General features: G+C 71.4%; 16 protein-coding genes. 6 read left to right on the forward strand and 10 right to left on the reverse strand.

All coding sequences use genetic code 11. The features are described from left to right. Positions 1-17 precede the first annotated feature (17 nt). On the reverse strand, positions 18-377 hold the full coding sequence (locus SMD20_RS08935) for a winged helix-turn-helix transcriptional regulator (protein ID WP_329577514.1): 360 nt from the start codon (positions 375-377) through the stop codon (positions 18-20). 104 nt (positions 378-481) lie between these two features. On the opposite strand from SMD20_RS08935, the gene SMD20_RS08940 reads away from it, so the two are divergent. Continuing rightward, complete coding sequence (locus SMD20_RS08940; protein ID WP_329577517.1) at positions 482-1,219, forward strand: SDR family oxidoreductase; 738 nt, start codon at positions 482-484, stop codon at positions 1,217-1,219. Between the two features lie 136 nt (positions 1,220-1,355). On the opposite strand, the gene SMD20_RS08945 is transcribed toward SMD20_RS08940, so the two are convergent. Continuing rightward, complete coding sequence (locus SMD20_RS08945) at positions 1,356-2,612, reverse strand: MFS transporter (RefSeq protein ID WP_329577520.1); 1,257 nt, start codon at positions 2,610-2,612, stop codon at positions 1,356-1,358. Between the two features lie 76 nt (positions 2,613-2,688). Next, positions 2,689-3,306 (reverse strand): TetR/AcrR family transcriptional regulator, encoded by a 618-nt coding sequence (locus SMD20_RS08950; protein ID WP_329577523.1) that lies wholly within the window; start codon positions 3,304-3,306, stop codon positions 2,689-2,691. Positions 3,307-3,576: 270 nt separating this feature from the next. On the opposite strand from SMD20_RS08950, the gene SMD20_RS08955 reads away from it, so the two are divergent. Beyond that, positions 3,577-4,086, forward strand: coding sequence for a signal peptidase II (locus SMD20_RS08955; RefSeq protein WP_329577526.1), 510 nt, complete (start codon positions 3,577-3,579; stop codon positions 4,084-4,086). A gap of 108 nt (positions 4,087-4,194) precedes the next feature. Here the strand turns inward: SMD20_RS08955 and SMD20_RS08960 are convergent, their stop codons facing one another. The 5 genes from SMD20_RS08960 to SMD20_RS08980 form a co-directional block, all read right to left on the reverse strand. Further along, complete coding sequence (locus SMD20_RS08960) at positions 4,195-4,791, reverse strand: response regulator transcription factor (protein WP_329577528.1); 597 nt, start codon at positions 4,789-4,791, stop codon at positions 4,195-4,197. After that, positions 4,791-5,891 (reverse strand): sensor histidine kinase, encoded by a 1,101-nt coding sequence (locus SMD20_RS08965; protein ID WP_329577531.1) that lies wholly within the window; start codon positions 5,889-5,891, stop codon positions 4,791-4,793. The genes SMD20_RS08960 and SMD20_RS08965 overlap by 1 nt, the downstream gene beginning before the upstream one ends. Before the next feature lie 4 nt (positions 5,892-5,895). Next, positions 5,896-6,585 carry an ABC transporter permease gene (locus SMD20_RS08970; protein ID WP_329577535.1) on the reverse strand — a complete coding sequence of 230 codons (690 nt, stop codon included), beginning with the start codon at positions 6,583-6,585 and terminating at the stop codon, positions 5,896-5,898. Beyond that, positions 6,582-7,295, reverse strand: a complete 714-nt coding sequence (locus tag SMD20_RS08975) for an ABC transporter ATP-binding protein (RefSeq protein WP_329577537.1) — start codon at positions 7,293-7,295, stop codon at positions 6,582-6,584. Before SMD20_RS08975 ends, SMD20_RS08970 begins: the two co-directional genes overlap by 4 nt. Before the next feature lie 84 nt (positions 7,296-7,379). Further along, positions 7,380-8,516, reverse strand: coding sequence for an MFS transporter (locus SMD20_RS08980; protein ID WP_329577540.1), 1,137 nt, complete (start codon positions 8,514-8,516; stop codon positions 7,380-7,382). A 349-nt stretch (positions 8,517-8,865) separates the two neighbouring features. Here SMD20_RS08980 and SMD20_RS08985 point away from each other — a divergent pair, with 349 nt between their 5' ends. The 4 genes from SMD20_RS08985 to SMD20_RS09000 all read left to right on the forward strand — a co-directional run bounded on the left by SMD20_RS08985 (position 8,866) and on the right by SMD20_RS09000 (position 12,854). Then, the gene (locus SMD20_RS08985) at positions 8,866-10,308 is read left to right on the forward strand and encodes an MFS transporter (protein ID WP_329577543.1); all 1,443 of its coding nucleotides are present in this window, start codon (positions 8,866-8,868) and stop codon (positions 10,306-10,308) included. A 62-nt stretch (positions 10,309-10,370) separates the two neighbouring features. Next, positions 10,371-10,814: a GNAT family N-acetyltransferase gene (locus SMD20_RS08990; RefSeq protein WP_329577546.1), complete on the forward strand. Its 444-nt coding sequence runs from the start codon at positions 10,371-10,373 to the stop codon at positions 10,812-10,814. A 58-nt stretch (positions 10,815-10,872) separates the two neighbouring features. Beyond that, positions 10,873-11,871 (forward strand): zinc-dependent alcohol dehydrogenase family protein, encoded by a 999-nt coding sequence (locus SMD20_RS08995; protein WP_329577549.1) that lies wholly within the window; start codon positions 10,873-10,875, stop codon positions 11,869-11,871. 38 nt (positions 11,872-11,909) lie between these two features. Then, a complete protein-coding gene (locus SMD20_RS09000; RefSeq protein ID WP_329577552.1) occupies positions 11,910-12,854 on the forward strand; it encodes a hypothetical protein in 945 nt (314 codons plus the stop codon). Between the two features lie 14 nt (positions 12,855-12,868). Here the strand turns inward: SMD20_RS09000 and SMD20_RS09005 are convergent, their stop codons facing one another. Then, a complete protein-coding gene (locus SMD20_RS09005) occupies positions 12,869-13,276 on the reverse strand; it encodes a nuclear transport factor 2 family protein (RefSeq protein ID WP_329577555.1) in 408 nt (135 codons plus the stop codon). 46 nt (positions 13,277-13,322) lie between these two features. Continuing rightward, positions 13,323-14,528: an NAD(P)/FAD-dependent oxidoreductase gene (locus tag SMD20_RS09010; protein WP_329577558.1), complete on the reverse strand. Its 1,206-nt coding sequence runs from the start codon at positions 14,526-14,528 to the stop codon at positions 13,323-13,325. Positions 14,529-14,574: the final 46 nt, after the last annotated feature.

Genomic DNA, 14,574 nt, shown 5'->3' on the forward strand with positions numbered 1-14,574 from the left:
CCCTTGGAATCAAGCATCTAGCCGGAGGCGGCCGCATCGTGGGCGGCCTGGGCGTCGAGGATGTCGCCCGCGTGATCCCGCACCCAGTCGAACAGCGGCTGCAGCGCCCCGGTGACGCCCCCGCCGAGACCGGTCAGGGCGTAGCTGACCTGCGGCGGCGTGGACGGCTTGACCGTCCGGTGGACGAAGCCGTCGCGGACGAGAGTGCGCAGCGTCTGGGACAGCATCTTCTCGCTGACGCCCTCAACCTTCGCCCGCAGCTCATGGAAGCGCTGAGGGCCGTCGCGCAGGGCCGTCAGCACGAGCACCGCCCAGCGCCCCGAGACATGGTCAAGCACCATGCGCGCCGGGCAGTCCTTGTGGAATGCGTCACTCACCTGCCCCCATCCCTTCCCCGACCTGACCGCCGACCCGGCGGTATGTTGCTAACCAAAAGGTACGCTCTTACTTTTCGTTAGCACGCAGCTTAGTGTCGGCGTCCATGGAACGCACCGCCCTCATCACCGGCGCAGGCCGCGGCATCGGCGCCGTGACGGCGCAGGAACTGGCTCGACGCGGCTTCCGCGCGATCGTCAACTACCGCACCGACACCGCGGCTGCCGCCTCCGTGGTCGAGCGCATCGAGGCGGCCGGCGGTACGGCGCGGGCCGTGCGGGCCGACGTGCGCGACCCCGGCGAGGTGGACAAGCTCGTCGGCGCCTGCCCGCGGGTGGACGCGCTCATCTGCAACGCCAACATCAGCCCGCCGTTCGCCCCGCTCGCCGAGTTGTCCTGGGCGGACTTCGCAGGCAAGATCACCGGCGAGCTGGCCGCGGTCTTCCACGTCACCCAGCGGGTCCTCACCCTCATGCGCAAGCAGCGGGGAGGCCAGATCGTGTACGTCTCCAGCATCAGCGCGGGCCTCGCCCGCCCCGGCGCGATCGCGCACGGCACTGCCAAGGCCGCGCTCGACTCCTTCGCCCGGCACGTCGCCGCCGAGGCGGGCGCGTGGGGGATCGCCGTGAACGTCGTGGCTCCTGGCGCCGTACGCACCGAGGGCAGCGCGGCGATGCGCACCCCAGAGGTGGAGCGTTCGCTGGCACGACGCTCGGTACTCGGCCGGATGGTCGACCCCGAGGACGTGGCCGCGGTGATCGGCGCGGTCGTGGACGGCGGGTTCGGCGCGGTGACCGGCGCCCACATCCCGGTGGACGCCGGCGCCCAGCTCATTCCCGGCTAGGCATGCCCTACCGTCAGCAAGTCGATCACCACCAGCTTCGTTACGACGCCACCGGCGCCCACACCCGCATCACCGACGGCCGCGGCAACGCTCATCGAGGACGACCGTTGCTCCGGATGAGAACGGCTCCGTGCAGTCAGGCGTCCACGGGGGCGGCCTCGGCATCGGAAGCGTGCGTGGCGCGGGCGGCGGCGATGGTGGCCCGGCCCGAGGGCAGGCGGGACGCGATCGCGATCACGGCGATGGCGGCCAGCCCCGCGACGATCAGCAGGACCTGCACGCTGACCACGTCGGCCAGCGGGCCGAACCCGGCCATGCCGACCGGAGTGGCCAGCGCCATCACGATACCGAGGTAACTGAACACGCGCCCGTGCATGGCCGGTTCGACGGTCTCCTGGATCAGCGTCATGAACGGGGTCGAGAACGGCGGCACCAGCAGTCCGAACACGAACATGAAGCCGTAGAAGACCCACAGGTTGCCGCTCAGCCCGAGCGCCACGGTCGCGAGCCCGAAGCCGTAGACGGCGACAAGGATCAGCCCTATCCGGCTGCGGTTGGCCAGCACGGTGGACATCAGCACGCCGCCGAGCAACATGCCCAGGCTGAAGGCGATCTCCAGTGCCGCCAGCATCCACTCCTCGGTGCCGAAACTGCGCGCGACCATCAGTGGCGTGACGAACGAGGGCGCCACGGTGAGCAGGAAGATGACGGCGTACACGATGAGCAGCCAGCGCACGATGGGGTGGGTGCGGACGTATCGCATCCCATCGACCAGATCCTGCCGGTAAGAGACGCGGGCCTCGGCCGCGCGCTCCAGGCTCGGTACGGCGACCAGGGCGAGCAGCCCGATCCCGATCACCGCCGTGACCACGTCCAGGAAGAAGACGGAGACGAGACCGAAGGAGGCGAAGATCGCAGCAGCGACGGCAGGGGCGAGCAGCGCCATCGCCGAGTGGATGGTCTGGAAGATCCCGTTGACGCGCATCAGATGCTCACCCGGCACGATCTGCGGAATCATCGCCTGTACGGCGGGCGTCTGCACCCCGGCTCCCAGCGACCGGACCGCCACGGCCAGCAGAACGATCCACAGGTCGGTCACGCCGTTGGCCATGAGCAGGCCGAGCACCAGCGTCGCCAGGGCGATGGCGCCGTCGGCGACCATGACCAGCACCCGGCGGTTCATCCGGTCGGCGAGCACCCCACCGAAGATCGACACCACGCCCTGGGGCAGGAAGGCGGCAACCGCGTAGAGTGCCACCGCCAGCCCGGAGCGGGTCTGCAGTGTCACCCACCACATCACCGCGTACTGCGCGATCATGGAGCCGAACAACGACACGGTCTGCCCGGTCAGGAACAGGGCGAGGTTACGCCGCCAGCGGGTGGTCGTGGTCATCTGGTCTTTTCTCCGCTCGCGCTGGACGTGGTCGGTCGCCGGACAGGCGTGGGCTGGGCTGGGTCGGGCCTGGGGGTCAGATGTCGGGCCGGTCAGGCGCGGCACCGTACAGGAAGAGATCGACGACGTCCTGAGCCAGTCGCCGGCAGGGGGTGGGCGCCGGGCGTTCCTGCGGAGGCAGGGCCACCTCCGGCGGCAGTGGCTGGGCGACGGCGGCCAGTTCCATGAAGGCCAGAGCCAGAAACCTCGGGTCGGCCTGCCGCAGTTCTCCGGCCTCGACCGCCCGTTCCATCAGCTCGGTGACGGGGGCCACCAGGGCCTGCATGTAGGCGTGAGAGATCTCGGCGCGCGTGGCGTCGTCCACGTGGCGGGTGGCGTCGTAGATGCGGTCGCCGAGGACGGAGTTGAAGGCGCCTTGTGCGTAGGCGCCGGCCAGGGCCAGGAGCCGGTCGCGGACGGTGTCACCGGAGTCCAGCGCCGCCCGCAGGCAGGTGCTGGACTCGTGGATGTAATGGTGGGCGACCGCGGCGAACAGAGCCACCTTCCCGCCGGGGAAGTGGTGGTAGAGGCTGGCCTTCTTCACCTTCACCATCGTGGCGACCTCTTCGAGGGACACCCCGAGGTAGCCGCGTTCGGCCAGGAGCCGCGCGAACTCGTCACGCGCGCGGGTGCGGGTGTCGACCTGCTGGGTCACGACCGCCCATCTCCTGTCTCGTTCTGAGCCCGATGAGGCTTTCCGGGATGGCGACGCAGTTTACCTACCAATAGGTAGGGGGACAAGCGAATAAGTACCGCCCGCGGCCGGGTTCGGTCAGCGGGGCATCACGGTAGGGCATGAGGGCCTCCGGCGGATGTGAATCTTGGTCGACTCACACCACGCGGCCGTGCCGCTGTCACCAACGTCCGTGGTCAGTACACCTAGTAGTCTCAGGGGAATATTGGCTGGACAGCACGGAGGCCATGAATGATGCGGTTAGAGCGGGGTTCGAGCCGGCTGTACGGCATGATGCTCATGCTGGCTGCGGTGGTCCTCGTCGTGGACCAGCTCACCAAGCTCTGGGCGGTCTCCACGCTGTCCGACAGTGAGCGCGTCGCCGTGATCCCCCCTCTGATTCACTTCCGGCTGCTGTACAACCCCGGCGCCGCGTTCTCCATAGGCACCGGCGCGACATGGGTGTTCGCCCTGGCGGCGACAGCCGCAGTGGCCGGCATTCTCTACACCGCGCGTCGGCTGGCCTCCCCCGCCTGGGCGCTTGTGCTGGGCGTGCTGCTCGGCGGGGCGGCGTCTCACCTGGGCGATCGGCTCTTCCGCGAGCCCGGCTTCGCCCGCGGGCACGTCGTGGACTTCATCGACTACGGCCTGTTCGTGGGTAACGTCGCCGACATCGCACTCACCTGCGGGTGCGTTGCGATGGTACTGCTCAGCCTGCGCGGTGTGCCGCTCGCCAGGGTGCCGAGCGAGAAGTCCGTCTAGCTTCTGGCCCGGGACCATCGGCAGGCGACAGCAAGCCATGCGAGGGACCTCCCTCATGATCGGCGAGACGCCTTCCGCTCCGTGATCGTTCTCCGACGGCCGCCGGCGCTACAGGAGCCCGCGTTCCATCGCCACGACGACGGCCGCAGCCCTGGTCTCGACGCCGAGCTTGGCGAAGACGTGCTTGAGGTGGGTTTTGACGGTGGTCTCGCTGATCAGCAGGGCCCGGGCGATCTCCTTGTTGGCCGCGCCTCGCGCCACCAGCCGTAACACCTCCAGTTCGCGCGGGCTCGGCTCCGGCGCCGCGGGCCTGCTGATGAGTGCGGAGGCAACCGACGGCGCCAGGACGGCGCCGCCCGCCGCGGCCGTACGGACCGCCCGGTGCAACTCCTCGCGGGGCGCGTCCTTCAGCAGGTAGCCCGCCACCCCGGCCGCCATGGCCCGGGTCACATCGGCGTCGGTGTCATAGGTGGTCAGCACGATCACCTTGATCTGCGGGTGGTCCGTGCGCAGCCGCTCGATCGTGCCGATGCCGTCCAGGCCGGGCATGCGCAGGTCCATGAGCGCGACGTGCGGTCGCGCCCGCCGGGCCATGGCCAGAGCCTGGAACCCGTCGGCGGCTTCGGCGACCACCTCGATGTCGCCGACATGGTCGAACATGCCGCGCAGCCCGTCGCGGACCACCGGGTGGTCGTCGACGATCATCAGCCTGAGGGGATGCGCAGGCACAGTGCGGTCCCCTCTCCCGGCGCCGACTCCACCGTCAGCGTGCCGCCCACGCCGCGTGCACGTTCCCCCATGGCCGCCAGCCCGTAACCGGAGGCGTGCGCCCTCGGGTCGAAGCCTGTGCCGTCGTCGAACACGTCCAGCGTCACCTCATCGTCCATGTAGGTCAGCGTGATGGCCACCCTGCCCGCCTGGGCGTGCTTGGCCACGTTGGACAGTCCTTCCTGCGCCGCACGCAGCAGCGTGCCGCTCACCTCCCCAGACAGCGGCCGAGGGGTGCCGTCCACCGTCACGGTCGCGCTCACCTCGCAGGCGTCCGCCCACCGCTGGGCGACCTGCGTCAGCGCCTCCTCCAGGCGCGCCTCCTGCAAGGGGCCGGGCCGCAGCGCGTCCACCGAGCGCCGGGCTTCTCGGAGGTTGTCGCGGGCCAGTTCCTTGGCCAGCGTGATTCTCCTGCGCACGGAGGGCAGGTCAGGAGCGCCCTGTCCGGGCATGGCCTGCTCGGCCGCCTCCAGTTGGGTGATGATCCCGCTCAGCCCTTGGGCGAGGGTGTCGTGGATCTCCCTGGCCAGCCTCGCCCGTTCCTCCAGCACCCCGACCGTCTTGTTCTGCGCGCTTTGCCGCATGACGTAGGTCACGAACAGGCCGATCGCCACCACCAGGCCGCAGCTGCCTGCAAGCCGCCACAGGGCGCCAGGGTCGTCCAAATAGCCCCTCGCGGCGAAGGTGCACAAGATCGTCACTACCGCGCCGGCGTAGGACCAGGGCGTGAGCAGCATCACGTACGCCTGGGGCATCAGTCCGAAGATGACCACGTCGAAGGAGCGGTCGGTGAGCACCAGCGCGACGTAGAGAGCGCACAGCACGGCGAAGTGGAGCGCCATGGGGTGGAGCCGGCCGAGCAGGTGCGGCCGGCGGACGACGAAGAACCCGTGCCAGCCGGCCATCAGCGCCGCCACCACCAAGGACACCGGGGCCGGGCCGGCGCGCTCGCCGATCGACAAGATCAGCCCCAGTGCCAGGCAGGCGTAGAAGAGCAGGTGGAAGGCGTGCAACCAGCGCGCCTCCCAGACGTTCACCTCGTCACTCCCATCGAAACATCGCCACGGCCAGGGCCGTGCCCGCGACGATTATCCCCGACAGGATCAGCATCGGGAAGAACGCGGCGGTCCCGGCCCAGGCACTGGTCAGCGCGTCCACACCCGGGGTCAAAGGCAGGAAGTCGCCGATCTGGCGCAGCGAGTCGGGCAGCGCCTTGCGGGGGACGGCCGCGCCGGCCAGGAAGATCATCGGGAACATGACCAGCATGCCGATCAGGCCGGCGCCCCTGGCGTTGCGCATGATCGCGGCGATCACGAAGCCGAGCGCGCAGACCATCACTGAGCACAGCACGAACGTGACGGCCAGCGCCGGCACGTTCGCAGGCGCTTTTGCGCCGAAGAACACGATCGCGGCGGTCACCAGAAGCGTCGAGCCGGCCAAGGCGGCGGTGACCTGCGCCACCAGCTGGGCGCCCAGCAGCAGCAGGGGGGAGACCGGCGTGGTCGCCAGCCGCTTGAGCACCTTGCGCTCGCGGTAGCCGGCCACGATGCCGGGCAGCGCTCCCATGCCACCGATGGCCGCGATCATCGCGATGTAGCCGGGGACCGAGGCGCCCTCGCCGCGCTTGAGCACCAGCAGCATGAGGGGGAAGGCCATCATGAAGAACAGCGAGGCGGGGTCGCGCGACAGCAGCCTCAGCTCGGTGGCCGTCAAGGCCGTGAACGCCTTCATCGGGTGGCTCCTTCCAGGGCGAAGTACGCCTCTTCCAGGGAAGCGGTACCGGTTCGGGTGATGATCTCGTCCGGGGTGCCCATGGCCTTGACCCGGCCGCGGGCGAAGACGGCCACCTTGTCGCACAAGGCCTCGGTCTCGTCGAAGTAGTGGCTGACCAGCACCACGGTGGTGCCGGAGCGCTTCAGGTCGTCGACCAGCCGCCAGGTTTCCCGGCGAGCCACCGGGTCCAGACCTGTGGTCAGCTCGTCCAGCACGACCACCTCGGGGTCCCCGACCAGGGCCAAGGCGAGCATGAGCCGCTGCTTCTGCCCGCCGGACAGGTCGCCGTAGGCCTTGCGGGCCAGCGGGCTCAGGCTCCAGCGCTCCATCACCTGCCGCCAGTCAGCCGGGCGGTGGTAGAAGGAGGCGAACAGCCGAAGCGCCTCGGCCACTTTGATCCGATCAGGCAGCGCGCTCTCCTGCAGTTGCGCCCCGATCCGCTGGGCCAGGGCCCGCCGCTCGCGGGCCGGGTCCTGGCCCAGCACCCGAACCGTGCCCCCGTCGGGCCGCTTCAGCCCGAGCAGGCACTCCACTGTCGTGGTCTTGCCGGCGCCGTTGTGGCCGACGATGCCGAAGGTCTCCCCGGCGTGGACCGTGAACGTCGCACCGTCCACGGCGTTGGTGTCCCCGTAGCTCTTGCGCAGGTCTGTCACCTCGATGGCTTCCATGCCTCAAGGCTCCCGTTGCGGCGGCCCACGCGACATCACCCATCGCGTCGCCCGGCATCCTCCATCCGGGTGATGCCCCCTCGGTCATAGCCGGTGACGGTGCCCGCCCAGCAGCCGGCCGCCGAGGAGGACCGCGCAGGACGCGGCGGTCAGCAGCCCGCCGGCGAGGAAGGTGCCCCGTGCCCCGGCGAGCGGCAGGACCAGTGCACCGAGCGCGGCGCCGGCCGCGATGCCGGCGTTGTAGGCGCCGGAGTTCGCCGCCAGGGCGATGTCCGTGCGGCCCGGCGCGCAGTGCAGCATCGCGTTCTGCGTGGTCATGAACACCGGTCCGAGCGCGCTGCCCATCAGCATCAGGCACGCCACCGCCGCCGCCTGGTGAGGGCCGAACGCGTACAGGCCGAGCATGCCCGCCGCCTGCGTGGTCACGGCGACGGCCAGCGCGGACTGCGGAAAACGGTCCAGGAACACCCCGGTGACGCCCACCCCGGCCAGACACGCGACCCCGAAACCCACGAGCAGGACGCTGATCGTGCCAGGGGTGAACCCGCTCACGCCGCCCAGGAACGTCACGATGAAGGTGTATCCCGTGAACGCCCCGGCGGAGGACAGGGCTCCGACCACCAGCACCGTCCAGAACCGCCGTACGTCGGGGCCGGTCGCGTAGGCGGCGGGCTCCTCTTCCGGGCGCGACGTCGGCAGCAGAACGGCGATCGTCACCAGCGAGACGAACCCCAGGGCCGCCAGCAGGGCGATGGGCACCTGCCAGTGGCTCTGCTGCCCCAGCCAGGTGCCCGCGGGGATGCCCAGCACGAGGGCGAGCGAACCGGCGAGGGACAGCGCCCCGACCACCCGTCCCCGGACCTCGGGCGCGAACAGCCCCACCGCGACCGGCCCCATCACGGCCCAGAACAGCGCCTGGGCGAGCGCGGTCAGCAGCCGCGCTCCGAGGAGCTGCCAGTAGGAGGTGGCCAGCGCCGCGACGACGCTGGACACCACGAGCGCGGCCAGCAGTCCCGTGAGCACGTGACGCCGGGGCACGGCCCGCGCGGCGTGGGCGATCGGCACCGACGCGACGGCCACCGTCACGCCGTAACCGGTGACCAGCAGACCGACCGCCGACAGGGACACCCGCAGGTCCGCGGAGATGAGCTCCAGCAGGCCGACCGGCAGGTTCTCCGCGGTGTTGAAGGTGAAGGCGGCCAGCATCAGAGCCCCGAGCACCGCCGGTCCATGCCATCGAGCCCTGCCACCGTCCATGCGAACACCCCACCAATCCCACCAGTCCCACCGCAAGGGGTTATCGGTGGCACTTCCGGGACGCCCCGGGTCCTAGGTCCAAGGTCCCGGATCATGCCCGCCGGGCGTCCGATGCCCGTGGGCCGTGGCGAGCGCCATAGTCGTACCGCACACGACGCCGAACACGCGGGGGAGGAGGGGCGATGACCGGACCGGACGGACCGAGCCCGGGCGCCGCCCATCCCAGCGCTCTGAAGGGGTGTGCCAACAAATGTCCGCCGGTCCGGTGCAGCCATGACAGGCCACCGCACCATCACGGACGAAAGGCACACCCATGTCCATCGATCAGTCCCCGGCCCGCAGCCGCCGGCCGGGGTGGAGCCTCGCGCTTCTCGCGCTCGGGCATTTGATCATCAGTCTCGACTTCACCATCATCTTCGTGGCCCTGCCGGACATCGCGGCCGATGTCGGCTTCACGCCGCACACCCTGCAGTGGGTGGTCACCATGTACGCCGTCCTGTACGGAGGCTTCCTGCTGCTCGGCGGCCGGCTCTCCGACCTGGTGGGACGCCGGCGGATGTTCGTGCTCGGCATGACGCTGTACGGCGTGGCCTCCCTGCTGGGCGGCCTGGCCACGGCGCCGGCGGTGCTGCTCGCCGCGCGCGCCCTGCAGGGCCTCGCCGGGGCGATCCTGTTCCCCGCGGTGCTGGCCCTGGTCAACACCGCCTTCGCCGAGGGCAGGGAACGCAACCGCGCGCTGACGGTCTGGGCCATGGCGGGCGCCGGCGGGCTCACCGCGGGCGCGCTGGCCGGCGGGGTGCTCACCCAGGCGCTGGGCTGGCCGGCCGTGTTCTACGTCAACGTCCCGCTGGCCGTCGCCGGTGCCCTCGCCGCCTTCGCCCTGTTGCCCGCCGACGGCCGTGCCACCAGGGGAAGCGTGGACGTGCCCGGAGCCCTGACCGGCACCGCGGGCGTCACCATGTTGATCTTCGCGGTCGCGCACGGCTCGGAGGCCGGCTGGGCGCGGACCGAGGTGGTCGCGGCGGCCGTTCTGGCGGTGGTCCTGCTGGCCGCGTTCCTGCGCCTCCAGGCCCGCGGCCGGACGCCGCTGATGCCGCTGCGGCTGTTCCGCAACCGCGCGCTCAGCGGAGCGATCATGGTCATCTTCGTCTTCGGGCTGACGATGCAGGCCGTGCCGTACTTCCTGACGCTGTACTTCCAGAATGTCCTCGGCTTGAGCGCGCTGGAGACCGGGCTGGCGTTCCTCGGCCCGACCCTGTCGATCACGGTCGGCAACTTCCTCAGCGAGCGGCTGAACCATCGCTTCGGCACCCGGAGCACGCTGGTCGCCGGCATCGGGCTCAACGCCGTGGGGGCCGCGCTGCTGGCCCCCGGCATGTACGAGGACGGATCCGTCCTCACCGTCCTGGCCGGGGTCGTCGTCATCGGTCTGGGCATGGGCATCACCTATGAGGCCATGTGGATCGCCGCCGGCACCGGCGTCCCGGCGGACGAACAGGGCCTGGCCTCCGGGGTGGCCTCCACCGCGCTGCAGGTGGGAACCGCCGCGGGTCTGGCCGTTCTCGTGGCCGTCGCCAACCGCGGCATCGAAGGGCTGTCCGGCGAGGTTCTGCGCGCCGCCTCCGCCGAAGGGATGCGTGTCGCCGTCTACGTCCTGGGCGTCGTCATGCTGACGGCCGTCCTGGCCGCGCTCAGGCTCCCCGGCCCGCGCGCCGAGGCCGCCGCGGACACCGCCGACCTGCGCCCCGCCGGCTGACAGCGTCCGGGTGCTCCGGGCCCCGGAGCACCCGGACCTGGCCTTCGGGCAGGATGGGCGCCATGGTGGAGATCAACTTCCTGACCGCGTCCGATCGCGCCCGCTGGGAGTCGCTGGCCCGTGGCAAGGACGCGTACTTCGAGGTCGAACGCGGCGACGACGACTACGAACGGGCCTGGCGGCGCCTGCTCGGCGACGAGCGGACCCGCGGGGTCGCCGCCCGGCTGGACGGCAGGATGGTCGGCATCGCGCACTACCTGTTCCACGCCAGCGTCTGGTACGCGGGGAGGTGCTATCTGGCGGACCTGTTCGTGGACGCGGAGGTCCGGCGGCGGGGGGTCGCGACGGCGGTGCTCGAGTGGGTGGCGCGGGACGCCGAGGAGCAGGGCTTCCCTGGCCTCTACTGGAACACGCTGGAGGACGCCCCGGCTCGCGCGCTCTACGACAAGGTGGGCAGGTTCCACGACGGGCTCGTCCTCTACACCTACCGGCGCAACCGCGCATAGTACGATAGCCATCGAAGTTCGACAGGCTTCGTACTTATGCGTGGTGTAAGGGGTCCCCATGGCCAGGACGGTGCTGTTCCACGAACTCGGCGGGCCCGAGGTGATGAGGCTGGAGGACCGGGACCCGGGTGAGCCCGGACCGGGTGAGGCGCGCATCCGGGTGGAGGCGATCGGCGTCAACAGGGCCGAGGCCCTGTTCAGGAGCGGCCACTACATCCAGCCGGTCAAGCGGCTGCCCGCCAGGCTCGGCTCCGAGGCCGCCGGCACGATCGAGGCGGTCGGCCCGGGGGTGACCGGCTTCGAGCAGGGACAGCCCGTCAGCGTCGTGCCCAACTTCTCCCAGAACGACTACGGCGTCTACGCCGAGCGGGCGATCGTGCCGGCCACCGCGCTGCTGCACCGCCCCGAGCAGCTGGACGCCGTCTCCGGCGCGGCCGTGTGGATGCCCTATCTGACCGCCTACGGCGCGATGGTGGAGATCGGCCGCATGAGGGCGGGGGATGTGGCCGTGGTGAACGCGGCCTCCAGCGGCGTCGGACTGGCCGCGATCCACACCGCCGACCGCCTGGGCGCCGTACCGGTGGCGGTCACCCGTACCCGCGCCAAGGCCCGGCAGCTGCTCGACGAGGGCGCGGCGGAGGTCATCGTCTCCGACGAGGAGGACGTGACCGGACGCGTGCTGGAGCTGACCGGCGGCCAGGGCGCCCGGTACGTCTTCGACGCCGTCGCCGGTCCGGGCGTGATCGACCTGGCCAGGGCGGTGGCCGCGGGCGGGACGCTGTTCCTGTGGGGTGCGCTCAGCGGCCTGCCGACCCCGTATCCCGGGTTCGACCTGGGCATGCCTGCCCTGAACATGCGGACGTACACGATGCTGGAGATCGCCAGGGACCCGGTGCGGCTGCGCCGCGCCGCCGCGTTCGTCGCCTCGGGGCTGCGGAGCGGGGCGTTCCGGCCGGTGGTGGATCGGGTGTTCCCGCTGGAGGAGGTCGTGCAGGCGCATCGGCACATGGAGTCCGGCGACCAGTTCGGCAAGATCGTCATCACCGTGGACCACTGACACCGGAACGTCCGGTGCGGCCCGTTCGTCGTCATGGTGTGACCCTCCCATCCGAACTCGACGAACGGCTGCGCGAGGCGGCCGCGAGGATGCACCGCGCCGAGCACGTCCGGCGCCTGCGCGAGACCACCGCCCAGCAGATCGCGGACGTCCGCGGCACCCTGGAGGACCTGGAGTCCACGCTGGCCGAGGAGGAGCGTGACGTCGCCCGGCTGGAAGGCGGGCTGTCCGCCGTCCTGGCCCGCGTGCTGGGCAACCGCGAGGAGCGGCTGGAGCGCGAGCGCGCCGAGGCGGCCGTGGCCAGGGAACGCGTCGACGGTCACCGGGCCCGGCTCGCGCACCTCGAAGCCGACGCGGCGGCGGCCGACGCCGAGCTGGCCGTGCTCGCGCCCGCGCCCGGGGAGTACGCCCGGTTGCTGGCCGAGAAGGAGCGGCAGCTCATCGACAGCGGCGATCCGCGCGCCCGCGAGCTGGCCGACCTCGCCGCCGCGCTCGACCGGTCGAGCGCCGAGGTGCGCGAGTGCGACGAGGCCCACCAGGCGGGGCGGGGCGCGCTCGACGCGCTGAACGTCGTGCTGGGCTTCCTCGGCTCCGCCAGGAACGCCTCCACCTTCGACATGCTCGGCGGCGGCCTGCTCGCCGACGCCTACGAGCACAGCAAGCTGACCAGCGCCGACCAGGCCGCCTGGCATGCCCAGCGGGCTCTGGACGTCTTCTCCCGCGAGCTGGCCGACACCGGCGTCGTCGCGGCCCGGCCGGTGATGCCCAAGGTGGACACGCGGTGGTTCGTGGACACCTTCTTCGACAACATCATCACCGACGCGCTCAAGCATCAGCGCATCGAGAAGACCAGGGCCGGGGTGACCAAGCTGGCGCAGTGGGTGCGCGACACCGGGGCGTACCTGGAGACGCTCCGGGCCGAGTTGCTGGCCGAGCGGGCCCGGCTGCTGGCCAGGCGCGAGGAGCTTCTGCGCCCGGCCTAGCCGGCCTCCCGCGGTCAGGCGGCCGCGGGAGCGAGGGCGTCGTGCCAGCGTGCGGTGTCGGTGTACTGGTGCAGCCAGGAGAGCCGGCCGTCGGTGACCCGCCACAGGTGGACGAACTCGGCTCGGTGGGGACGGCCGGTGGCGCGGGCGGCGCCCCGGTACTGGCCCGTGACCACGATGAGCCCGTCGGCGGTCTCATGCCAGGTCTCCGCGAACGGGGCCGTGTCGAAATCGGCGTAGACCGCTCCCCAGATGCGGGTGAGTGCCTCCTGCGGCCCCAGGAAGGTGCCACCGGCGCCGCAGGGCATGCCCGGTGCGGTGTGAGCGCGGAACCGCGGATGCAGCAGGGCCAGGATCGCGGCGCCGTCGGCCGCCTGGGCGGCGCGGTAGAAGTTCTCGACGACGTGGAGCGCTGTGGACATGCGCCAACTCCCGAATTAGAGACTGCATTCTAGAATGCTGTCATTATTACTCACGGGAGGCGGATACGGGCAGACCGGGGGCCGCCGCGGCCCGCGCCCGCGTGACGCGGCGGCGCCGGCTCGGCAGCCCGAACGTCGGGTTCGCGACGCCCCAGGCGGCGCCCTTGCAGACCAGCTCCTTGTAGACGGCGGCGAGCCGGCCGGTCAGGACCGCCCGCACGGCGCGGTCGTCGGCGGTGACGTACTGGATCAGGCCCTCCTTGCGGCCCAGCGAGACGCACTGGTTGAAGTAGCGGATCGGCGTGGCCGGGAGCTTGCCTCCGGTCAGGCGCGCCGCGATCGCGTCGGCGGCCTGCCACGCCGTCAGCCCTCCCGAGGCGCACGACATCCGCAGCGGCTTGTCCCCGGGGCCCATCGCCATGGCCGCGTCGCCGATCGCGTACACGTCCGGGTGCGAGACCGAGCGCATGGTCCCGTCGACCACGATCTGGCCGGTGCCGGTGACCTCCAGGGTGGTGGCCCGCGCGATCGGGTGGACCGCGAAGCCGGTGGTCCACACGGTGACCGCGGCCGGGATGGTCCGGCCGTCGGCGGTGGCGGCGCGGTCGGCTGCGACGGCGGTGACGTCGGTGTGCTCGTAAACGGTGATCCCGAGCCGGCCGAAGACCTTCCGCAGGTGCTCGCGGCCCTTGGGTGAGAGCCAGTCGCCGAGGCCGTCGCGTACGGCGAGGGCGACGTCGAGGTCGGGGCGGGCCTCGGCGAGCTCGGACGCGGCCTCCAGGCCGGTCAGGCCGCCGCCGACGACGAGCACGGTCTGCCCGGCGTCGAGGCGGGTCAGGCGCTCGCGCAGCCGGAGCGCTCCGGCGCGGCCGGCGAGCTCGTACGCGTGCTCGGCGGCCCCGGGGACGTCCTGGGCGTTCCAGCCGCTGCCGAGGGCGTAGACGAGCGTCTCGTAGGCGAGCTCTGCGGTGCCGTTCGCGTCGGCGACGGCCACGGTTCTGCGGTCGGCGTCGACGCCGGTGACCTGCGCGAGCCGCAGCTCGACGCCGGTGCCCGCGAACATCGCGGGCAGCGGCCGGGGCTTGAGGTCCTGACCGGCCGCGAGCTGGTGCAGGCGGACGCGTTCGACGAAGTCGGGCTCGGCGTTGACGAGGGTGATGGCGACGTCCTCGCGGCGGAGCCGCTTGGCGAGGCGTCCGGCGGCGATGGCTCCGGTGTATCCGGCTCCGAGAACGATGATGCGGTGCTGCATGCCCTTGCTCCTGTCTGGCGAGGTTCGCCTCTTGAACCGGGCAGCG

The organism is Nonomuraea sp. LP-02 (genome assembly GCF_036289125.1).
GTDB classification, from domain to species: domain Bacteria; phylum Actinomycetota; class Actinomycetes; order Streptosporangiales; family Streptosporangiaceae; genus Nonomuraea; species Nonomuraea bangladeshensis.